The sequence below is a fragment of the Gemmobacter serpentinus genome (assembly GCF_008973825.1).
GTDB lineage: Bacteria > Pseudomonadota > Alphaproteobacteria > Rhodobacterales > Rhodobacteraceae > Gemmobacter > Gemmobacter serpentinus.
This window is the reverse complement of sequence record NZ_WCHR01000032.1, coordinates 37,013-57,371: the sequence shown is the minus strand read 5'-3', so window position 1 is coordinate 57,371 and position 20,359 is coordinate 37,013. Positions and strand designations below refer to the sequence as shown.

The following is a 20,359-nucleotide window of genomic DNA, read 5'->3' as shown; positions in this document are numbered from 1 at the left end:
CACATCACGGGCGCGCCTTGCCGTTGAACACGGTGTCATGATGCACGCGCGTGTCCTTGCCATGCGCCTGGTCCGGGATTTCAGAGACCCAAAGCCGCACGGTGCTGCGTTCCTCGGTGGCGGCCGAACTGCCTGGTGCCGCCTCAAGATAAAGCCGGGTCGACAGCGTGTCATTGGCCGGAACCCGCAACACATTGCCCGTCACCCCTTCCAGGCGCAGCGAAACAGGTTGATCCGAGGTGACGGTCAGCGCGTAATCATGCGCCTCGCCCAGCTTGTTGCGCAGGCGGATGTCATAGGCATTGCGGATCGTGCCGTCGCTCAGCGTGACAAACAGCGGATTGCGCACAGGCGTCACGTTCATGTCGATATCCGAGCGCAGGAACAGGGCCACGACCAGCCCGATGCCGACGCCCGCCCAAAGCACGGTGTAAAGCACGGTGCGGGGGCGGAAGACGTGCTTCCATACCGATTTCGGGCCCTCGCCCGCGCGTTCGCGGGTCTCGTCCGTCAGCGCCAGATAGCCGATCAGATTTGGTGGCTTGCCGATCTTGTCCATCACGTCATTGCAGGCATCGATGCACAGGCCGCAGGTGATGCAGGCCATCTGCTGACCGTCGCGAATGTCGATCCCCATCGGGCAGACATTGACGCAGGCCATGCAATCGATGCAATCGCCCAGCTTTTCCGCGCCTTCGGCCTTGCGATGCTTGCCGCGCGGCTCGCCGCGCCAGTCCCGATAGCCGATGGTCAGCGTGTCTTCATCCATCATCGCCGCCTGAATGCGCGGCCAGGGGCAGGCATAGATGCAGACCTGCTCGCGGAAAAAGCCCCCAAAGGCAAAGGTGGTCAGCGTCAGGATCGCGATGGTCGTATAGGCGACCGGATGGGCGGTTCCTGCCACCAGATCGCGCGCAAGCGTCGGCGCATCGGTGAAATAGAACACCCACGCCCCACCCGTTGCGAGGCCGATCAGGAACCACGCGCTCCATTTCAGCGCGCGTTTGCGGATCTTCTCGGCGTCCCATTTCTGCCGGTGCAGGCGCAGGCGGGCATTGCGGTCGCCCTCGATCCAGCGTTCCACCAGGATCATCAGATCGGTCCAGACGGTCTGCGGGCAGCCATAGCCGCACCAGACCCGCCCGGCGGCCGAGGTGAACAGGAACAGCCCCAGCCCCGCCATGATCAAAAGGCCCGCGACGAAATAGAACTCGTGTGGCCAGATCTCGATCATGAAAAAGAAGAAGCGCCGATTCGCCAGATCCAGCAGAATCGCCTGATCGGGCAGTTCCGGCCCGCGATCCCAGCGGATCCAAGGTGCGAGGTAATAAAGCCCGAGCATGACGGCCATCAGCCACCATTTCAGGGTTCGGAACGTGCCTTTGACCCGTCTGGGAAAGATCGGTTCGCGGGCGGCGTAAAGCGATGGCTCGGTCTCTGGGCTGGACACGGGGGCGGGCTCCGGCTGGCTCGTGGCTTGGGTCTCGGGATTGGGTCTTGACCCCGATATGCCCCACGCGCCGTGCCGCCACCTTGACCTGAGTCAAAAACCACATCGCGGATACACCTTCGCCCCTGCGACATTTCGTGCATGTATCGCGGTCTTTCCCACCTGCCCTTTGCCTTCGGGTCAGCCGGTCCAGTGCGCCAAAAACGCAGCGGCCCGGCACGGGGCCGGGCTGCTGCTTTGGCAGATGGAAGGTCCGGAACAAGCCAAAAAGGCGGCACCACCGTCTTCAGGAAACGCGCGAACAGGATCAGACGGTGGTGCCCTATCCGGCATTGCTGCCCGGATGGCTGATCTGACCCTGTTTCACGCGGGGCTGCCTTGACCTGAATCAAATGCCCAAGGAATCTTGGCTTTCTGCGCAGTAAGTCTCACGGTCGGGCTGCAAGACAGGCCCCCGAAACAAGAAGGGCCTGCGGGAAGGTTCTCCGCAGGCCGTCAGTATCGTGGCCATCCTGCGGATGGCTCAGACCCCGTCATCCAGCGGCTCGAACTGGCTGGCACTGGCCCGGCGCCAGCGCTTGAGATAGCCGAAACGGTCATCATCCTCGCGCAGCAGGAAACCTTCCGGCATATACGGATAGACCTCATCGCCGGTGACCATATCGCGGTCCTTCTCGCGCATCAGCAGGTGATGCGGCAAAAAGCCCGACGGATGCACCAGCCCGGCCGCCGCAGCCATTTCACCCAGCGCCTTGAGCGTGTTCTTGTGGAAATTATAGACCCGTTCCGCCTTGTCGGGCACAACCAGCGCCTTTTGTCGGGCCGGATCCTGCGTGGCAACGCCGGTTGGACAATGGTTGGTGTGGCAGCTTTGCGCCTGAATGCAGCCGACCGCGAACATGAAACCGCGCGCCGAATTGGCCCAATCCGCGCCCAGTGCAAGCGCCTTCGCGATGTCAAAGGCATGGATCAGCTTGCCCGAGGCCCCAAGGCGAATGCCATGCCGCAGCCCCGCCCCGCGCAGGGTATTATGGGCAAAGGTCAGGCCTTCGACCAGGGGCATCCCCATATGATTGGCAAATTCCATCGGGGCCGCCCCGGTGCCACCTTCCTTGCCATCGATCACGATGAAATCGGGGGTGATGCCGGTTTCCAGCATGGCCTTCACGATACACATGAATTCGCGCCGATGCCCGATGCAGAGCTTGAACCCCGCAGGCTTGCCCCCCGACAGATCGCGCATCTTGGCGATGAAATGCATCATCTCGATCGGGGTCGAAAATGCCGAATGCGAAGCGGGCGAGATGCAATCGACGCCCATCGGCACGCCGCGCGCCTCGGCAATCTCGGGTGTGATCTTGGCACCGGGCAGCATACCGCCCTGCCCCGGCTTTGCGCCCTGCGACAGCTTCAGCTCCACCATCTTCACCTGTGGCTGGCTGGCCAACTCGGCAAAGCGCACGGGATCAAAGCGCCCGTTCTCGTCGCGCGCCCCGAAATAGCCCGAGCCCAGTTCCCAGATCAGATCGCCCCCTCCCTGCCGGTGATAGCGGCTGATGCCGCCCTCGCCTGTGTCATGGGCAAAGCCGCCCTTCTTGGCCCCGCCATTCAGCGCCAGGATGGCATTGGCCGACAATGCGCCAAAGCTCATGGCCGAGACGTTGTAGATCGATGCTTCATAGGGCTGTTTGCAATCGGGTCCACCGATGGTGACACGGAAGTCATAGCTTTCGATCTTGCGCGGCCGGATCGAATGGGTCAGCCACTGATAGCCGCTGTCATAGACCCGCTTCTTGGTGCCGAAGGGGCGCTTGTCTTCCACATTCTTGGCGCGCTGATAAACGATCTCGCGCTGTTCGCGGGAGAACGGCACCTCATCCTCATCCCCTTCGATCAGATATTGCCGGATCTCGGGGCGGATCTCCTCAAAGAAATAGCGAAAATGCCCGATGATCGGATAGTTGCGCAGCACGGCATGGCGGGTCTGGCGCATATCGCGCAGGCCGACAAGGCTGAGGAACAGGAAGATCAGCGCGAGGATCCAGGCGTGATCCAGCCAGATTACCGCAAGCAGGCTGAGGCACAGCCCGATCACACTTCCGATAAGCGCCGAGAGGCGTAGATATTGCGACATACGAAACACGTCCCATGGCGGTGCTGGCCCCATGCGCTGGCACCCGTTACCGAGGGAGCATCGTCGGCAATCATGGCAATGCGGTAAAGATCGGCGCGAGGTCCGGCTCTTTCTACATGGCCAAAGCAGTCCACCCGGCCGAGCCTGGGCTCGTCCCTGGCGAATGCGCCGTCAATCCTCCCCTACCCATATGTATGGGTGGCGGATAGGCAAGTGGTCAAGTCCCGCGCCAGCAGCCGTTCCCCGCGCGCAGATGGCCTGATGCCCTGCGCGCGGGGATGCATGGATAGTCGAACGCGGTTTTGCGTCGCTTGAGCGACCTGACGCCCTGTGCGCCGCAATACGCGACACGATCGCCCCTCCCCGCCCCCTGCGTCAGTCAGGCCCTTGCCTCAAGGCCCCGATGGGCGCACCATCTGGGTAGGAGGTTCCCCATGCTTGAAATCAGTCCCGCCAAGGTCGTCCATATCATCTACCAGTCCCGCGAGGGGAATATGGGCGAGCGCGAGTTGCACGCCTTCATTCAGGGTCTGAACGAGGATGAGCAGGCGCATCTTGTGGCGCTGGCCTGGGTCGGGCGCGGGGTGTTCGAGGCTGCGGATTTTCCCGAGGCCGTGCAGACCGCCTTCAGCGAACGCGCGGCCCCGACCGACCAATATCTGATGGGGATGCCGCATCTGGCCGAAAATCTTGAGGCGGGGCTGGATGCAATGGGCGTCGATGTCAGCCAGGTCGAGGATGACTTTCTCCGCGACCATTGACCACGGCCCCACGGACCACGGACCACGGACCACGGACCACGGACCACGGACCACGGACCACGGACCACGGACCACGGACCACGGACCACGGACCAAAACCCCAGGCAAGGCCGCCCGGCAAGATGGCGCTTGCAAGACCATCCCACAAGACTGCCCACACATGGGTGCCTGAACGAGACCGACGAAACAGAACGTCAGGGCAAGACCGCCTGTCCCGACCGCCTGCGCCGGCCTCCGGCACACTTTAGCAACGCGAGCGACCCGCCCGAGCCGGACCCTGCGCACGGGGTCAGCCGGGCGGGGCCGTCCCAAGCACCACCTGTCTTTGTTGACACCTGCGCCATAGCAAAAAGGCCCCGGATTGACCGGGACCTTTTCGACGTCTCGGACGGAGATTACTCGCCGCCGCCCAGCCCATGGACATAGACCGAAACCGCGCGGATCTCGTCTTCGGTCAAGCGGCTGTTCCAGTTCGGCATGACGCCGAAACGGGCGTTGAACACGCTGTCGGTGATCGCCGCACGGTCGCCACCATAGAGCCAGACCGCATCCGTCAGGTTCGGCGCGCCCTGTTCGCGGTCGCCATGACCGGCCTCGCCATGGCAACTGGAGCAATTGTCCGCAAAGACCGTGGCCCCGGCTGCGGCCTTAGCCGCGTCATGCTCTTGCCCCGAAATGGCCAGCACATGTTCGACGACCTCTTCGATCTGGGGTTTCTCCAGCAAAGCGTCGGCACCGAATTTCGGCATTTCCGAGTAGCGCGCATCCGGATCTGCCGTGTTGCGGATGCCATGGGTGACCGTGGTGTGGATCGCGGCCATATCCCCGCCCCAGAGCCAATCGTCATCCAGCAGGTTCGGATAGCCCTTGTTGCCCGCCGCCCCCGCACCATGGCACTGCGCGCACCATGTCTTGAAGACGGCAGCCCCCGCCGATCTGGCATAGGTGTCCAGCTCCGGGTCGGTGGCGATGGCATTCAGATCTGCCGCCACCAGCTTTGCCTTGATCGGCGCATTGGCATCATCGAAACGCTTGATCTCTTCGGCCACAGCCAGACGGGGATCGCCCGCCGCCGTCTGGCCCCAAAGACCCTGCGTGGCACCGCTGACCAGCGGCCATGCCGGATAGAAGATGCAATAGCCGATGGACCAGATGATGGTCAGATAAAAGGTCCAAAGCCACCAGCGCGGCATCGGATTGTCGAATTCCTGAATGCCGTCCCATTCATGCCCGGTGGTCGGAACCTCGCCGGGTTTCTTGATCTGTTTGGCGCACATCGGTCACGCCTCCTTGGTGTTGCGGCTGCCCGTTTCCGCATCGCGCGGCGCGGGGCGCTTCTCGTTGCGGAAGATGGAATTGGCGGCATCGTCCTGCAGTTTCCGGCTGCCGGGGCGGAAGGCGTAGACCACGACCCCCACGAACAGCAGCGTCATCAGCATCAGCATCCAGCTGTCGGCGAACTGGCGCAGCAGGGAATAGGTATCCATATCCGTTCCTCCTTACCGGCTCGGGTCGGGCTGGAAGGTCGAGAAATCGACCATCGTGCCCAGAACTTGCAGATACGAGACCAGCGCATCCATTTCGGTCAGATCGGCCTGGCCATCGAAATTGCTGACATTGGCCTTGGGGTAACGTGCCAGCAGCCCGTCGGTATCGGCGTTCGGATCTGCCTGCGCGGTGAAATCGGCCACCGCGTTTTCCAGCATCTCGTCGCTATAGGGCACCCCGACCAGACGGTTGGCCTTCATGCTGTCGGCGATATAGCGGCCGTCCAGCCTGGTCGTCATGAGATACTCGTATTTCGGCATCACCGATTCCGGCACCACGGATTGCGGATTGATCAGGTGATCGACATGCCATTCATCCGAATAGCGCCCACCCACCCGGGCCAGATCCGGCCCGGTGCGTTTGGATCCCCATTGGAACGGATGGTCATACATCGATTCCGCCGCAAGGCTGTAATGGCCATAGCGTTCGACCTCGTCCCGCATCGGGCGGATCATCTGGCTGTGGCAGACATAGCACCCCTCGCGGATATAGATCTCGCGTCCCGCCAGTTCGAGCGGGCTGTAGGGGCGGACCCCGTCAACCTTCTCGATGGTGTTCTCCAGGTAGAACAGCGGCACGATCTGCACGAGGCCCCCGATGGTGACGACCAGAAAGGACAGCACCATCAACAGCGTCGCGTGGGTTTCGATTGCCTTGTGTTTGTCGAGGAAAGCCATTTTGCGTCCCCTCCTCTCATTCAGCGGGGACGGCCGCGGGGGACACAGCCTTGGCAGGCTGTGCACGCACGGTCATCCACAGATTGTAGCACATGATGATCGCGCCCAGCAGGAACATCACCCCGCCCAGACCGCGCACCACATACATCGGGAATTTGGCGGCCACGGTGTCGGCGAAGGCATTCACAAGGAAGCCGTTTGCATCGACCTCACGCCACATCAGGCCTTCCATGATGCCGGTCACCCACATCGAGGCCGCGTAAAGGACGATCCCGATGGTGGCGAGCCAGAAATGCCAGCTGACCAGACGCAGGCTGTAAAGCCCGTCGCGGTTCCACAGGCGCGGCGTCAGGAAGTAGAGCGCCCCGAAGGTGATCATGCCGTTCCAGCCCAGCGCACCGGAATGGACATGGCCGATGGTCCAGTCAGTGTAATGCGACAGCGAGTTCACCGCCTTGATCGACATCATCGGGCCTTCAAAGGTCGACATGCCGTAAAAGCCGATGGAAACCACCATCATGCGGATGATCGGATCGGTGCGCAGCTTGTCCCAGGCCCCCGACAGCGTCATCAGCCCGTTGATCATGCCCCCCCAGGACGGCATCCACAGCATGACCGAGAACACCATACCCAGCGTTGCAGCCCATTCAGGCAGCGCGGTGTAGTGCAAATGGTGGGGACCGGCCCAGATATAGAGGAAGATCAGCGCCCAGAAGTGGATGATCGACAGTTTGTAGCTGTAGACCGGGCGTTCGGCCTGTTTCGGCACGAAGTAATACATCATGCCCAGAAAGCCTGCGGTCAGGAAGAAGCCCACCGCATTATGGCCATACCACCATTGCGTCATGGCGTCCTGCACGCCGCCAAAGGCGGAGACCGAGCGCGACGAGAAGATCGAGACCGGCACGGCCAGGTTGTTCACGATATGCAGCATCGCGACCGTGATGATCATCGACAGCAGGAACCAGTTTGCCACATAGATATGCGGCTCTTTCCGCAGGACCAGCGTGCCGACAAAGACCACAAGGAAGGCGACCCAGACCACGGCGATCCAGATATCGATATACCAGACGGTCTCGGCATATTCCTTGCCCTGCGTGCCGCCCAAGAGATACGAGGTCGCGGCCAGAACGATCATCAGCTGCCAGCCCCAGAACACGAACCAGCCCAGATTGCCGCCCCAGAGGCGCGTGGCACAGGTGCGCTGCACGATGTAGAAGGCCGACATGATGAGGGCATTGCCGCCAAAGGCGAAGATCACCGCCGAGGTGTGCAGCGGGCGCAGCCGCCCGAAGTTCAGAATGCCCTCGACCCCCGGAATGTTCAGCGCCGGAAAGGCCAGCTGAAAGGCGATGACCACGCCGACCAGAAAGCCCACGATACCCCAGAAGGCGGTTGCGATGACACCGGCGCGCACCACGCCGTCATTGTATGTATCGGGGTCAACCGTGACCGGCTCATACATGCGGCGCAACACCCAGATGAAGGTAGCGGCGGCTGCAAGCATGACGACGATCGCGTTCACCGAATAGGCGAGGTCGTGCCCATACTGCGCGGCTATCGCGGCAAAGACCGCGATCGCGCTCAGCACGACCAGTTTAACGTAATCCCACATTTTGCGTCCCTTCGTCCTGACCCGAATCCCCCCCTTCGCGGCGGGGCGCGGGCACTTCTTGACCCATCCGCTTTCGCAGAAGGCGCAGGTCGGGGCCTTGATCCATGTCAAGCGGTGCCCTAGCTGCTTTTGATCGAGGTCAATGCGGCACTGTGGCGTCTTCCGTAGCCTCGTGGCACAATTCGGCAACCCGAGGAGGTGTTGAGATGGCTTACAAGTCTCTGACGACAATCGTGACGTCCCCCGAAGAGGCAGAGGTCGCGATTTCCGGCGCGGCGCATATGGCGCTGCTTCTGGACGCACATCTGGACGTTCTGGCACTGGGTGTGGACCGCACACAGGCGGGCTATTCCTATCTGGGCGGTGGCGGCGTCTTCATGCAGGTGGCGCTGGACCGGGCCGAAGCCGATGCCCGCGCCGCCGAGGCGGCAGCTCGCGCAGCCCTGGAAAACCAGCCCGCGACGCTGCGCTGGTCTCTGGACAGCGCGATGACACAGGTTGCAGCGCTCAGCGATCTGGTGGCATTGCGCGCGCGCTTTGCCGATCTGGTGGTGCTGCAGCGCCCCTATGGCGAGGGCAAGGGCATCGAGACCGAGGCCACGCTGGAGGCCGCCTTGTTCGAGGGGCAAGCACCGGTTCTGGTCCTGCCCGGCCCGACCGTGATGCCCCAGTTGCCGGAGCGCGTGGTGATCGGCTGGAACCAGAGCCGCGAGGCCATGGTGGCCGTGCGCCGCGCCCTGCCTTTGCTGAAATCCGCCAAACGCGTCGATATCGCGGTGATCGACCCGCCGCAGCACGGGCCGGAACGGTCAGACCCCGGCGGCGCGCTGTGCCAGATGCTGGTGCGGCACGGTGTGAAGGCCGAGGTCTCGGTTCTGGCGCGGACCATGCCGCAGGTCTCGGACATCCTTGCGCGGCATCTGCGTGATTTCGATGCCGATCTGCTGGTGATGGGCGGCTACGGCCATTCGCGCTTCCGCGAGGCGATCCTTGGCGGTGCCACCCGCAACATGCTGGAAGAGGCCGAGATCCCGGTGCTGATGGCGCACTGACTTCCACAGACCCAAAGGACCCGCAGAACCAGCGGGTTGCGACAAGCGGAAAGCGCCAGCAAACCAGAGGTCCCGAAAGGCCAAACGGCCAGACAAATCAAAGGGGCAGAGCCGCAAGGCCCTTGCCCCTTTTCGCATCGCCTCGGGCGCTCAGTTCAGTCAGTTCAGTGGCCCGCCATCGCTATCGTCACCCGCTTCTTCCAGCAATTGGTCGAAATCGGGGATGGTGACGTGGCGCTTGCCTTCCAGCTGGATAACACCGTCGCGTTTCAGCGCCGAGATCTGGCGGCTGACGGTTTCCAGTGTCAGACCCAGATAATCCGCCATTTCCTCGCGCGTCAGCGGCAGGTCAAAGACGATGGCCCCCTTGGTCGCCTTCAGCCGCAGCGTCGCATCACGCCGCGCGATGATGGCCAGCAAGGATGCGATCTTTTCCCGCGCGGTCTTGCGGCCCAGCAGCAGCATCCATTCCCGCGCGGCGTCCAGCTCGTCCAGCGTCATTTCCAGCAGACGCTGCGCAACATGGGGCGTGGTCACCATTATGTCCTCGAACGGTTTCTTGCGGAAACAGCACATGACCAGATCGGTCGTGGCTGTCACGTCATAGGCCGCGTTCGACCGGCCCGGGCGGCCCACGAAATCCGACGGCAACAGCAGCCCGACCATCTGGCGGCGGCCATCTTCCAGCGTCTGGGTCAATGTGGCGATGCCGGTCACCACCGAGGCCACAAAATCCATCCGGTCACCTGACCAGATAATGGTTTGTCCGGCCTGATAGCTGCGATAATATTTGATCTGCGCCAGTTGGGCCAATTCGTCTGCATCACATCGGGCGCAAACGGCCCGATGGCGAATGGGGCATGTTCCGCACTCGAGATGCGTGAGCTGCATATCCTGCATCTGCATCACGGTTTCCTGATCTTGATTTACATCAATGCCTTCGCGCGGCGTTCCGGTCACCTTACCGGCATGGAACAGGAATCGCAACTCGCCCGCCTTGGATTGTTCGATGCAAGGGTGCCCCGCTACACCAGCTATCCGACGGCACCGCAATTCGGAAATGCCGTTGATCCGGCCTTGTTTAGCAGCTGGATCGAGGCGATCCCGCCCGGTGCCGAGATCTCGCTTTACCTGCATGTGCCATTCTGCCGCAGATTGTGCTGGTTCTGCGCCTGCCGCACGCAGGGCACCTCCAGCGATGATCCGGTGATCGCTTATGTCGAGACATTGAAGGCGGAACTTGCCCTGTTAAAGCGCCATCTCGCAGCGGGCGTGCGGCTGTCACGACTGCATTGGGGCGGCGGCACGCCCACCCTGCTGCAACCCAGTCTGATCCGCGATCTGGCGGGGGCGGTGTTCGATGTGGCACCGCTTGCGCCGGGGGCCGAGTTCTCGGTCGAGATCGACCCGGATGAGATCGACGCGGCACGGCTCGATGCACTGGCAGGTGCGGGGATGAACCGCGCCTCCATCGGGGTGCAGGATTTCGACCCAGAGATCCAGAAGACCATTGGCCGGATCCAGCCCTATGAGCTGACGCGCGATGTGGCGCTGATGATCCGCGACCGCGGCGTGAACAGTCTGAATGCCGATATCCTTTATGGTCTGCCGTTTCAAAGCCCGGCCAGGATCGCGGATTCGGTGCAAAAGCTGCTGAGCCTCGCGCCCGACCGGGTGGCGCTTTACGGCTATGCCCATGTGCCATGGATGAGCCGGCGCCAGCAGCTGATCCCGTCAGACGCAATCCCGACCCCGCAGGAACGTCTGCGCCTGTCGGAAACGGCGGCGCAGCTGTTTGAATGGGATGGCTATGAGGCCATCGGGATCGACCATTTCGCGCGCCCCGAAGACAGCCTGGCCATCGCGGCCCGTACGGGCCGGCTGCGCCGCAATTTTCAGGGCTATACCGATGATCCGTCCGAGGTGCTGGTGGGCCTTGGTGCCTCGTCCATCTCGCGCTTTCCGCAAGGCTTTGCGCAGAATGTCTCTGGCACCTCGGAATATACCCGCGCGGTGCGGGCGGGGCAGTTCACCACGCATCGTGGCCATGTGTTCAGCGGCGAGGACCGGCTGCGCGGCCGCATCATCGAGGCATTGATGTGCGATTTCCGCGTCAGCACGACCGAGATGATCCGCCGTTTTGATACGTCCGAGCCACAGTTGCAGGCAATGTTTGCGCGCGCCAAGGCGCAATTTGGCACCATGCTGCGGCTGGATGCGGATGGATTTTCCATCCCGCCCGAGGCACGGCCATTGACCCGGATGATCGCCCGCGCCTTCGACGCCTATGATCAGAGCAAGGCCCGGCATTCGGCAGCCATCTGACCGCGGAGGTTTCAGCACAGTGCCGCGACGACAGCGACGTGACGGCCATGCCTTGAGGCGGGATCGCGCCCGCCTCAGCCGCCGCGCCGTTCCAGCCGGTAACTGCCTTCGGGCAGATCCAGCGCCGCCATCAGATCGCGCAACTGCACCATGGACAGTGTGATGAGCATCGGCTCTTGCGTGATCGGGTGCACCTGTTCCAGCGTGATGCACTCCTCAAAGGCCGAGATGGTGATATCTTCCTGCAAGGTCACGCTGCCCTCATCGATGAGGGTGATGACCGTGGCGTCAAATTCGTGCTCGATGGTAAACATCAGCAAAGCCTAGCAGGCCTGGCCCCATGCGCAACGCCAAAGCGGGGGCAGAGTATCGCGATCTGGCGCGAAAGTGAAACATGCCGTGATCGGGAACGAGCCAAGGCTTGCAACTAGGGCTTTTCGCCGACGCGGCTTGGACCTAGATACGGCAGATAGCGGCAAAAGGGGCAGCGCGATGCGGTGGATGCTGATCTTGGTCACGGCGGTCGCGCTGGCGGGATGCGCCCCCGGGGCGGATCTGGCCCCTGCCCCTGCGCCGGTGCCTCAGGCCCCGGCATCCCCCGATGCCCCCGTCCTGCCGGCCGCCGAAGCCGCGCGCGCCTTTGTCGAAGTGATGACCCGGGTGGAGCCGATGGCCGAGGCCGCCTGCCGCGATCTGGCGCGCGCCGGCACCAATTGCGCCTTTGACATCCGCGTCGATCCGCGCCCCGAGATGGAACCCAATGCCTTTCAGACCGTGGACGAGACGGGGCGCCCGCTGGTGATCTTCACCCTGTCGCTGATCGCCGATGCCCGCAATGCCGATGAACTGGCCTTCGTGCTGGGCCATGAAGCGGCGCATCACATTCTGGGCCATATCCCGCGCCGTCAGGAAACTGCGGCACGCGGGGCCATGCTGGGCGCGGTTTATGGCACGGTGACCGGGGCGGATGAGGCCACGATGAAGCAGTTGCAGGAAATGGGTGCCCAATTGGGCGCGCGGCGCTATTCTAAATCCTTTGAGCTGGAGGCCGATGCCCTTGGTGCCGAGATCGCCTGGCGCGCAGGGTTTGATCCGGTGCGCGGCACCGGATTTTTCGATCGGCTGCCCGATCCGGGCGATGCCTTCCTGGGCTCGCACCCCCCCAATGGCCAGCGCCGGGCGCAGGTGGCAGCGGTGGTTGCCCGGCTGTCACAGCTTTCCGCAGCACAGTAGGGCCGCCGATGTCGGGACCCGCGCGGAAATTGCAGATCGAGGATGTGCTGCGCGATCGTGGCTCGCGCTATGCTGTCTCGGGGCGCGCGGCGACCAGCCGGGCCGATTGCACTGCCTTCATCAATGATTTGAAACGGGTGCGGAAATTCGCCAAGGCCACCCATCACAGCTGGGCCTGCATCCTGTCGGAAGGCGGGCCGCTGAAGGATGATGACGGCGAAAGCGGGGCCGCCGCCGTGATCCTGCGGATGCTGGAACGCGAGGGGCTGAACGATGTGGTCGTGGTGGTCACCCGCTGGTATGGTGGCGTGCATCTGGGCGGCGACCGCTTCGCCCATGTGGTGACCTGCACGCGTGCCTTTCTGGAAGACTGGCGCAAATCGGCCTGATGCCGTGTCAACTCGGGCGTTTTGGCCTGCCCCCTGCCCCCGCACCGCCGTAGCCAAAGACTTGCACCCGGCCCGCTTTCCCGGCACTCACGCCCTATGACGCAGAACCCGCTTCCCATTGACGATGCCCTGCCCGATCTGCTGGCCGCCCTGCGGGCCGGTGGGCAGGCCGTTCTGCAGGCCCCGCCGGGGGCGGGCAAGACGACACGCGTGCCGCTGGCGATCCTTGAGGCCGGGCTGGTCACGGGCCGCATCATCATGCTGGAACCCCGCCGCCTTGCCGCCCGCGCCGCCGCCGAGCGCATGGCCGAAACCCTGGGGCAAGAGGTTGGACAAATTGTCGGCTACCGCATCCGCGGCGAGGCAAAGATCAGCCGCGCCACCCGGATCGAGGTGGTCACCGAAGGCATCCTGACCCGGATGCTGCAAACCGATCCGGGGCTGGACGGCGTGGGGGCCCTGATCTTCGACGAATTTCACGAACGCAGCCTGAACGCCGATCTGGGGCTGGCGCTGGCGCTGGAGGTGCGCGCGGCCCTGCGCGACGATCTGGTTCTGGTGGTGATGTCGGCCACGCTGGATGCAGCGCCCGTGGCGGCATTGCTGGGGGAGGCACCCCTGATCACCAGCGCGGGCCGCGCCTATCCGGTGGAAACCCGCTGGCTGCCCCGCCCGCTTGAGGCGCGGGCGCGCTTCGATCAGGCCATGGCCGCGCTGATCACGCAAGCCGCCGTGGAATGCCCGGAGGGTGGCATCCTCGCCTTCCTGCCGGGCGAGGGCGAGATCCGCCGGGTTGAAGGCCTGCTGAAAGGGCTGCGCGGCTTTGAGGTCCGCCCCCTGTTCGGCGCGATGGAATTTGCCGCACAGCGCGCGGCCCTTGCCCCGCCCGCGCCGGGGCTGCGCAAGATCGTCCTTGCCACCTCCATCGCGGAAACCTCGCTGACGATCCCCGATATCCGGGTGGTGGTCGATGGCGGGCGCGCGCGGCGCGCGCGCTATGATGCGCCTTCCGGCATGGCGCGGCTGGTCACCGAACGGGTGACGCGCGCCGAGGCCGAACAGCGCCGGGGCCGCGCCGGGCGCGTGGCCGAGGGGACCTGTTACCGACTGTGGTCCAAGGGCGAGGAAGGCGGGCTGGCCGCCTTTCCGCCGCCCGAGATCGCCTCGGGCGATCTGACCGCGCTGGCCTTGGAACTTGCGGTCTGGGGCAGTGCCGACCTGCCCTTCCTGACCCCGCCGCATCCCGGTGTTCTGGCCGAGGCACAGGCGTTGCTGACCGCGCTGGAAGCATTGGACCCGCAGGGCCGCATCACCGATCACGGGCGCGCCCTTTCGGCGCTGCCACTGCATCCGCGCCTTGGCCATATGCTGTTGCGGGCGGGGGGCGGCATCGCGGCCGCGACCCTGGCCGCGCTTCTGGCCGAACGCGACCCGCTGCGGGGTGCGCCCCCCGACCTTGCCCCCCGCATAGCCGCGATCAAGGATCCGTCCCGCTTTGCCGAGGCGCATCGCGGCAGTATCGAGCGCATCCGGGCCGAGGCCAGGCGGCTGGCCCGGGCGGTGCCCGATGCGCCAAAGAACCTCTCGCTTGGTCAGATGGCAGCACTGGCCTATCCCGACCGGATCGGGCTGCGCCGCAAGGGCGATACGCCGCGCTGGATCCTGTCAGGCGGCAAGGGCGCGCATATGGCGACCGGCCTGCCGCTATCCGCCGCGCGGCTGCTGGTTGCGACCGATCTGGATGGCGATCTGCGCGAGGCCGAGATCCGGCAGGCCGCCCCGCTGTCCGAGCCTGAACTGCGCACGATCTTCGCACCACAGATTGTGTGGCGCGAGGTTTGCGAATGGTCGCGCCGGGATGGCCGGGTGCTGGCAAGGCGGCAGGAGGTTCTGGGCGCGCTGGTGCTGGATGACCGGCATTGGACCGATGCGCCCGCCGACCGGATCGCCCGCGCGGCGCTGGATGGGCTGCGCCAGATCGGGTTGAACTGGTCGCCTGCAGCAAGGCGGCTGGCCCGCAGGGTTGCGCTCTGCCGGGGCGACGGCATGGAATTGCCGGATATCACCGAGCCCGCTTTGCTGGCGGGCGAGGCGCTGCTGCCCTGGCTGGAAGGGCGCCGCAGCGAGGCCGATCTGAAGGCACTGGATCTGGTGGAGCCGATCCGCACCCTTCTGGGATGGGAGGGCGTGCAGTTGATCGATCGGCTTGCGCCCCCGCATTTTGAAACCCCCTTGGGGCGAAGGGTGCCGATCGATTACGAGGATGAGGTGCCGGGGATCGAGCTGCGCCTGCAAGAGCTGTTCGGGGTGACGCAGCATCCCACCGTGGGTCCGAAGCACCTGCCCTTGAAGATCACTCTGCTGTCGCCGGGCGGCAAGCCGGTTCAGGTCACCGCCGATCTGCCGGGATTCTGGACCAATTCCTATGCCGATGTGCGCCGCGACATGCGCGGGCGCTACCCGCGACACCCCTGGCCGGAAGACCCGCGCGAGGCCGATCCGACCACGCGCGCCAAGCCGCGCGGCACCTGAGCCGCACATCCTGCAGGTGAAACCCGGCGTAATCTTCTGTGATACGGCCAGGGCTTTTCGATAGCGCAAACAGCAGTTATGCACGCAGTTCAAAGCGTTTTGGAGGATTCAATGCAATCGGTGATGCGCGGCCGCTGGGCTGTAGCAGGGATGTTTCTGGTCAATGGAATGTTGATGGGGGCATGGGCACCCCAGATCCCCCTGCTTTTGCCGCGCCATGACATTGGCGAGGCGATGATGGGCCTGCTGATCCTCGGCCTTGGTCTTGGGGCGATTGCTGCCATGCTGTTTGCAGGTCGCCTGATCCAGCGCTTTGGCTCCGTCCCGGTGCTGATCCTGTTTGCAGCGGGTCTGGTGCCGGTGTTGCCTGCGGTGATCTTCGCACCCTCGTTGCCATTGCTCGCGCTGGCCATGATGGCCTTCGGGGCGCTGGCGGGCACGATGGATGTGGCGATGAACGCCAATGCGGTCGAGGTGGAACGCGGGCTTGGCCGGGCGATCATGTCCTCATCCCACGGCTTCTGGAGCCTTGGCGGCTTCCTGGGCGGCAGCCTGGGCGGTGTGGCACTGAAGGTCTTCGGGCGCGAGGGGCAATCACTGGCCATCGCCCTGGTGATGGGGCTGATCGTGGTGCTGGCGGCGCGCCATCTGTGGCGTGGCCCGCAAGCGCCTGCCGAGGCCGCCGAAAAGCATCCCCTGTTGCCGCGCAGCCCGATTGTCTGGCTGTTGGGGCTGACCGCGCTGATGTGCATGGTGCCCGAAGGCGCGATCATGGACTGGTCGGCGCTGTTCCTCATTAATGAGCTGGGTCTGTCGACCGAATGGTCGGGCCTGGGCTTTGCGCTGTTCTCGGCCAGCATGGCGGTGATGCGCTTTGCCGGTGATGCGGTGCGCAACCGCTTTGGCGCAGTGCGCACCCTGCGCGTCTCGGCACTGATTGCAGCGGCGGCGCTGCTTGCAGCCTCGGTCGCGCCGAGCCATGTTCTTGCGCTGGCGGCCTTTGCACTGGCGGGTCTGGGCATTGCCAATACCGTGCCGATCATGCTGTCGGCGGCGGGCAATCTGCGCGGCATGAGCCCGGGCGCGGGCCTCGCCACTGTGGCAATGGTCGGCTATGCGGGCATCCTTGTCGCGCCGTCCTCCATCGGGTTCATCGCCGAACATGCGGGGTTCCGGGGCACATGGGCGGGGTTGTCGCTATGCCTGCTGTTCGTGGCGACACAGGCCGGGCGCGCCCGTGATGCCGATGGGACGCATAGGGCCTGACGCCCGCATCTGCCCGCCCCGGGCGAAGCCGCGCCAGAGCTTGAACACGCCCGCAGCAAAGCGGCAGTCCCAATGCGGCAGCCCACAAGGCCGACCTCGTTTGGGCAGATCCTGCTTGGGCAGAACCGGAACACCCTCCCTGCTGAGCCGGAACACCATTCCTGACATCCGAATGCAAAAGGCCCCGGCAGATCGCCGGGGCCTTTGTCTTAGCCGTGGAATACGCGATCAGCCTTCGGCCGATTCCTCACGCTCTTTCTTCTCGGGTGCGATTTCCTCGCCGGTCTCCTGGTCGACCATCTTCATGCCAAGGCGCACCTTGCCGCGATCGTCAAAGCCCAGAAGTTTCACCTTCACTTCCTGGCCTTCTTTCAGGATCTCGTTCGGGTGGTTCAGGCGCTTGTTGGCGATCTGGGACACATGGACCAGACCGTCACGCTTGCCGAAGAAGTTCACGAAGGCACCGAAATCGACCAGTTTCACGACCTTGCCGGTATAGACCTGACCTTCTTCCGGCTCTGCCACGATCGACCAGATCATGTCATAGGCCTTCTTGATCGCTTCGGCCGAGGACGAGGCAATCTTGATCATGCCGTCATCATTGATGTCGACCTTGGCACCCGACAGTTCGACGATCTCGCGGATCACCTTGCCGCCCGAGCCGATCACTTCGCGGATCTTGTCGGTCGGGATGTTCAGGGTCTCGATCTTCGGCGCGTATTCGCTGAAGCCTTGCGGGGCCGACAGCGACTTGTTCATCTCAGCCAGGATATGGAGACGGCCATCCTTGGCCTGTTCCAGCGCCTGCGCCATGATTTCCGGGGTGATGCCGGCCACCTTGATGTCCATCTGCATCGTGGTGATGCCAGCCTCGGTGCCTGCAACCTTGAAGTCCATGTCGCCGAGGTGATCCTCGTCGCCCAGAATGTCGGTCAGCACAGCCCAGCGGCCATCATCTTCCAGGATCAGGCCCATGGCCACACCGGCCACCGGGGCTTTCAGCGGCACACCGGCATCCATCATCGACAGCGAACCGCCGCAGACCGAGGCCATCGAGGACGAGCCGTTGGATTCGGTGATCTCGGACACCACGCGGATGGTGTAGGGGAAATCGGTCGCAGCCGGCAGAACCGCCTGCAGCGCGCGCCATGCCAGTTTGCCATGGCCGATCTCGCGGCGGCCGGGCGAACCCACGCGGCCAACTTCGCCCACCGAATAGGGCGGGAAGTTGTAATGCAGCAGGAAGTTGGAACGGTAGTTGCCGTTCAGCGCGTCGATGATCTGCTCATCTTCGCCAGTGCCCAGCGTGGTGACCACAAGGCCCTGCGTCTCGCCACGGGTGAACAGCGCCGAGCCATGGGCGCGGGTCAGCACGCCGGTTTCGGCAACGATCGGGCGCACGGTCTTGGTGTCGCGGCCATCGATCCGGGCGCCACCATTGATGATGTCGCCGCGCAGGATCGAGCTTTCCAGCTTCTTGATCGCCGAGCCGAGGTTGATATCGGCCAGATCTTCTTCCGACAGGGCACCCTTGATCGTGGACACGGCAGCCGAGATCGCATTGGTGCGTTCTTGCTTGTCCTTGATCGCGAAGGCTGCGCGCATCTCGGTCTCGCCTGCGGCTTTCACCTTGGCATAGAGATCGGCGTAATCCGGCGGTGCGAAGTCGAAGGGCTCTTTGGCGCTTTCTTCCGCGAAATCGAGGATCAGATCGATCACCGGCTGCATCGCGTCATGGCCGAATTTCACGGCGCCCAGCATCTCTTCCTCGGTCAGCTCATAGGCTTCCGATTCCACCATCATCACGGCGGTCTTGGTGCCTGCGATCACGAGGTCTAGACGCTGCTCCGGGTTCTTGCGGAGTTGCGTCATGTCGTCCATCGACGGGTTCAGCACATAAGCGCCATTGGAGAAGCCCACGCGGGCAGCCCCGATCGGCCCCATGAACGGCACGCCCGAGATGGTCAGCGCGGCAGAGGCCGCGATCATCGCAACGATATCGGGATCATTCACCAGATCGCAGGACAGCACGGTCGCCATAACCAGAACTTCGTTCTTGAAGCCTTCGACGAACAGCGGACGGCAGGGGCGGTCGATCAGACGCGAGACCAGCGTCTCTTTTTCTGACGGGCGCGCCTCGCGCTTGAAGAAGCCGCCCGGGATCTTGCCGGCAGCGTAGTATTTCTCTTGGTAATGCACGGTCAGCGGGAAGAAGTCCTGACCGGGTTTCGCCTGCTTGGCGAAGGTCACGTTCGCCATGACGCTGGTTTCGCCCAGCGTGGCAATGACGGAGCCATCCGCCTGACGCGCAACCTTTCCGGTCTCCAGGGTCAGCGTCTCATCGCCCCACTGGATCGACTTTTTCGTGATATGGAACATCTATCATCCTCATGGGAGCCCCCACGAGGCCCATCCCCGTGTCTCCCGTTTATGGCGGCCCCATTGCCGCCGCCCCCAATCCTTATGCATGCGGCCCGGGGGCAGACCTCACGTCACAGATGCGCGGCCCATACAGGAAAAGTGGCCGTTTGGGAAGGGTGGAGTTGCCACAGCCCAGGGAGGGCGGCGCAGCGCAGGGATACCCGCGCAAAGACTGCTGGCACAACGAGGCGCATTGTGGCGAGACAAATTGCGGGGGGCATAGGTGCAACGCAAAACGCCCGCACCTTGCGGCACGGGCGTTTTGTTGAAACCTCTGGTCGGCTCAGCGACGCAGGCCCAGACGGGCGATCAGCGACGCATAGCGTGCCTCGTCCTTGGACTTCAGGTAGTCCAGCAGCTTGCGGCGCAGGGCCACTTGCATCAGAAGGCCACGACGGGAGTGGTTGTCCTTCTTGTGGGTCTTGAAATGCTCGGTCAGCGTCGCGATGCGCGACGACAGGATCGCAACCTGGACTTCCGGCGAGCCGGTGTCACCTTCCTTGGTCGCGTATTCCTTGATCAGACGGGCTTTTTCTTCCACGGTGATCGACATCGGGATCTCCTTTCGGGGTATAAAGTGACGGCACAAGCCGGGATGTCGTCCAGCAGGGCCCTTGCCGCAGGAACCTGAATGATTCCGGCGGATGCGCGCATATAGGGCAAATCCGCCCGATTGCAAAGCCCCGGCAGAGGTCGGCTGCCTGGCGCATCAGGACCACGCGATAGTCGCGGCAAATCCGGCGCAGATCTGGCACAGATCTGACAGGGGCAAGCCGCGCCCCTTGGAAATACAGCGTCTTTTACCAAAATCCGAAATATCCGCCATGCCCAAGTGACTCCGCCGCCACTTTCATGCCATGATGGATTCAGAAATTATCCATTGATCGCGGTATGTTACCGTAAATATTGGTTAACGCCACGCCCGCTGCTGGATCCGGCGCAGGGGGCGCGGGCCG

Annotated in this window: 17 protein-coding genes; 7 read left to right on the top strand and 10 right to left on the bottom strand. The window is 63.7% G+C overall.

What is annotated here, in order from left to right:
* Positions 1 to 4 precede the first annotated feature (4 nt).
* The gene (gene ccoG / locus GBJ34_RS16450) at positions 5 to 1,450 is read right to left on the bottom strand and encodes a cytochrome c oxidase accessory protein CcoG (protein WP_151720287.1); all 1,446 of its coding nucleotides are present in this window, start codon (positions 1,448 to 1,450) and stop codon (positions 5 to 7) included.
* Between the two features lie 523 nt (positions 1,451 to 1,973).
* The gene (locus GBJ34_RS16445; protein WP_151720286.1) at positions 1,974 to 3,584 is read right to left on the bottom strand and encodes an FMN-binding glutamate synthase family protein; all 1,611 of its coding nucleotides are present in this window, start codon (positions 3,582 to 3,584) and stop codon (positions 1,974 to 1,976) included.
* A 434-nt stretch (positions 3,585 to 4,018) separates the two neighbouring features.
* On the opposite strand from GBJ34_RS16445, the gene GBJ34_RS16440 reads away from it, so the two are divergent.
* Complete coding sequence (locus GBJ34_RS16440) at positions 4,019 to 4,345, top strand: DUF3775 domain-containing protein (RefSeq protein WP_151720285.1); 327 nt, start codon at positions 4,019 to 4,021, stop codon at positions 4,343 to 4,345.
* Positions 4,346 to 4,740: 395 nt separating this feature from the next.
* Here GBJ34_RS16440 and ccoP read toward each other — a convergent pair whose 3' ends face one another.
* The 4 genes from ccoP to ccoN are packed head-to-tail and all read right to left on the bottom strand — an operon-like array spanning position 4,741 to position 8,185.
* Positions 4,741 to 5,622 (bottom strand): cytochrome-c oxidase, cbb3-type subunit III, encoded by an 882-nt coding sequence (ccoP, locus tag GBJ34_RS16430; RefSeq protein ID WP_151720283.1) that lies wholly within the window; start codon positions 5,620 to 5,622, stop codon positions 4,741 to 4,743.
* A 3-nt stretch (positions 5,623 to 5,625) separates the two neighbouring features.
* The gene (locus GBJ34_RS16425; protein ID WP_151720282.1) at positions 5,626 to 5,832 is read right to left on the bottom strand and encodes a cbb3-type cytochrome c oxidase subunit 3; all 207 of its coding nucleotides are present in this window, start codon (positions 5,830 to 5,832) and stop codon (positions 5,626 to 5,628) included.
* A gap of 12 nt (positions 5,833 to 5,844) precedes the next feature.
* On the bottom strand, positions 5,845 to 6,570 hold the full coding sequence (gene ccoO / locus GBJ34_RS16420) for a cytochrome-c oxidase, cbb3-type subunit II (RefSeq protein WP_151720281.1): 726 nt from the start codon (positions 6,568 to 6,570) through the stop codon (positions 5,845 to 5,847).
* A gap of 16 nt (positions 6,571 to 6,586) precedes the next feature.
* Positions 6,587 to 8,185 (bottom strand): cytochrome-c oxidase, cbb3-type subunit I, encoded by a 1,599-nt coding sequence (gene ccoN, locus GBJ34_RS16415; RefSeq protein WP_151720280.1) that lies wholly within the window; start codon positions 8,183 to 8,185, stop codon positions 6,587 to 6,589.
* Positions 8,186 to 8,391: 206 nt separating this feature from the next.
* Here ccoN and GBJ34_RS16410 point away from each other — a divergent pair, with 206 nt between their 5' ends.
* Positions 8,392 to 9,237 (top strand): universal stress protein, encoded by an 846-nt coding sequence (locus GBJ34_RS16410; protein WP_151720279.1) that lies wholly within the window; start codon positions 8,392 to 8,394, stop codon positions 9,235 to 9,237.
* A 159-nt stretch (positions 9,238 to 9,396) separates the two neighbouring features.
* Here GBJ34_RS16410 and fnrL read toward each other — a convergent pair whose 3' ends face one another.
* Positions 9,397 to 10,143: a transcriptional regulator FnrL gene (fnrL, locus tag GBJ34_RS16405; RefSeq protein ID WP_151720278.1), complete on the bottom strand. Its 747-nt coding sequence runs from the start codon at positions 10,141 to 10,143 to the stop codon at positions 9,397 to 9,399.
* Between the two features lie 63 nt (positions 10,144 to 10,206).
* On the opposite strand from fnrL, the gene hemN reads away from it, so the two are divergent.
* The gene (gene hemN, locus GBJ34_RS16400) at positions 10,207 to 11,562 is read left to right on the top strand and encodes an oxygen-independent coproporphyrinogen III oxidase (RefSeq protein ID WP_151720306.1); all 1,356 of its coding nucleotides are present in this window, start codon (positions 10,207 to 10,209) and stop codon (positions 11,560 to 11,562) included.
* A 74-nt stretch (positions 11,563 to 11,636) separates the two neighbouring features.
* Here the strand turns inward: hemN and GBJ34_RS16395 are convergent, their stop codons facing one another.
* Positions 11,637 to 11,876 (bottom strand): hypothetical protein, encoded by a 240-nt coding sequence (locus tag GBJ34_RS16395; protein WP_151720277.1) that lies wholly within the window; start codon positions 11,874 to 11,876, stop codon positions 11,637 to 11,639.
* 178 nt (positions 11,877 to 12,054) lie between these two features.
* Here GBJ34_RS16395 and GBJ34_RS16390 point away from each other — a divergent pair, with 178 nt between their 5' ends.
* The 4 genes from GBJ34_RS16390 (at position 12,055) to GBJ34_RS16375 (ending at position 16,982) form a co-directional block, all read left to right on the top strand.
* Positions 12,055 to 12,795 (top strand): M48 family metallopeptidase, encoded by a 741-nt coding sequence (locus GBJ34_RS16390; protein ID WP_151720276.1) that lies wholly within the window; start codon positions 12,055 to 12,057, stop codon positions 12,793 to 12,795.
* 8 nt (positions 12,796 to 12,803) lie between these two features.
* Complete coding sequence (locus GBJ34_RS16385) at positions 12,804 to 13,184, top strand: YigZ family protein (protein WP_151720275.1); 381 nt, start codon at positions 12,804 to 12,806, stop codon at positions 13,182 to 13,184.
* Between the two features lie 96 nt (positions 13,185 to 13,280).
* The gene (gene hrpB, locus GBJ34_RS16380; protein ID WP_151720274.1) at positions 13,281 to 15,716 is read left to right on the top strand and encodes an ATP-dependent helicase HrpB; all 2,436 of its coding nucleotides are present in this window, start codon (positions 13,281 to 13,283) and stop codon (positions 15,714 to 15,716) included.
* Between the two features lie 111 nt (positions 15,717 to 15,827).
* On the top strand, positions 15,828 to 16,982 hold the full coding sequence (locus GBJ34_RS16375) for an MFS transporter (protein WP_151720273.1): 1,155 nt from the start codon (positions 15,828 to 15,830) through the stop codon (positions 16,980 to 16,982).
* Between the two features lie 228 nt (positions 16,983 to 17,210).
* On the opposite strand, the gene pnp is transcribed toward GBJ34_RS16375, so the two are convergent.
* Complete coding sequence (pnp, locus tag GBJ34_RS16370) at positions 17,211 to 19,361, bottom strand: polyribonucleotide nucleotidyltransferase (protein ID WP_151720272.1); 2,151 nt, start codon at positions 19,359 to 19,361, stop codon at positions 17,211 to 17,213.
* 325 nt (positions 19,362 to 19,686) lie between these two features.
* Positions 19,687 to 19,956: a 30S ribosomal protein S15 gene (gene rpsO / locus GBJ34_RS16365; RefSeq protein ID WP_151720271.1), complete on the bottom strand. Its 270-nt coding sequence runs from the start codon at positions 19,954 to 19,956 to the stop codon at positions 19,687 to 19,689.
* Positions 19,957 to 20,359: the final 403 nt, after the last annotated feature.

Coding starts and splice junctions, on each gene's coding strand:
- GBJ34_RS16445 (WP_151720286.1), bottom strand. CDS start 3,584: ATGTCGCAATATCTACGCCTCTCGGCGCTTATCGGAAGTGTGATCGGG.
- GBJ34_RS16440 (WP_151720285.1), top strand. CDS start 4,019: ATGCTTGAAATCAGTCCCGCCAAGGTCGTCCATATCATCTACCAGTCC.
- ccoP (WP_151720283.1), bottom strand. CDS start 5,622: ATGTGCGCCAAACAGATCAAGAAACCCGGCGAGGTTCCGACCACCGGG.
- GBJ34_RS16425 (WP_151720282.1), bottom strand. CDS start 5,832: ATGGATACCTATTCCCTGCTGCGCCAGTTCGCCGACAGCTGGATGCTG.
- ccoO (WP_151720281.1), bottom strand. CDS start 6,570: ATGGCTTTCCTCGACAAACACAAGGCAATCGAAACCCACGCGACGCTG.
- ccoN (WP_151720280.1), bottom strand. CDS start 8,185: ATGTGGGATTACGTTAAACTGGTCGTGCTGAGCGCGATCGCGGTCTTT.
- GBJ34_RS16410 (WP_151720279.1), top strand. CDS start 8,392: ATGGCTTACAAGTCTCTGACGACAATCGTGACGTCCCCCGAAGAGGCA.
- fnrL (WP_151720278.1), bottom strand. CDS start 10,143: ATGCAGATGCAGGATATGCAGCTCACGCATCTCGAGTGCGGAACATGC.
- hemN (WP_151720306.1), top strand. CDS start 10,207: ATGGAACAGGAATCGCAACTCGCCCGCCTTGGATTGTTCGATGCAAGG.
- GBJ34_RS16395 (WP_151720277.1), bottom strand. CDS start 11,876: ATGTTTACCATCGAGCACGAATTTGACGCCACGGTCATCACCCTCATC.
- GBJ34_RS16390 (WP_151720276.1), top strand. CDS start 12,055: ATGCGGTGGATGCTGATCTTGGTCACGGCGGTCGCGCTGGCGGGATGC.
- GBJ34_RS16385 (WP_151720275.1), top strand. CDS start 12,804: ATGTCGGGACCCGCGCGGAAATTGCAGATCGAGGATGTGCTGCGCGAT.
- hrpB (WP_151720274.1), top strand. CDS start 13,281: ATGACGCAGAACCCGCTTCCCATTGACGATGCCCTGCCCGATCTGCTG.
- GBJ34_RS16375 (WP_151720273.1), top strand. CDS start 15,828: ATGCAATCGGTGATGCGCGGCCGCTGGGCTGTAGCAGGGATGTTTCTG.
- pnp (WP_151720272.1), bottom strand. CDS start 19,361: ATGTTCCATATCACGAAAAAGTCGATCCAGTGGGGCGATGAGACGCTG.
- rpsO (WP_151720271.1), bottom strand. CDS start 19,956: ATGTCGATCACCGTGGAAGAAAAAGCCCGTCTGATCAAGGAATACGCG.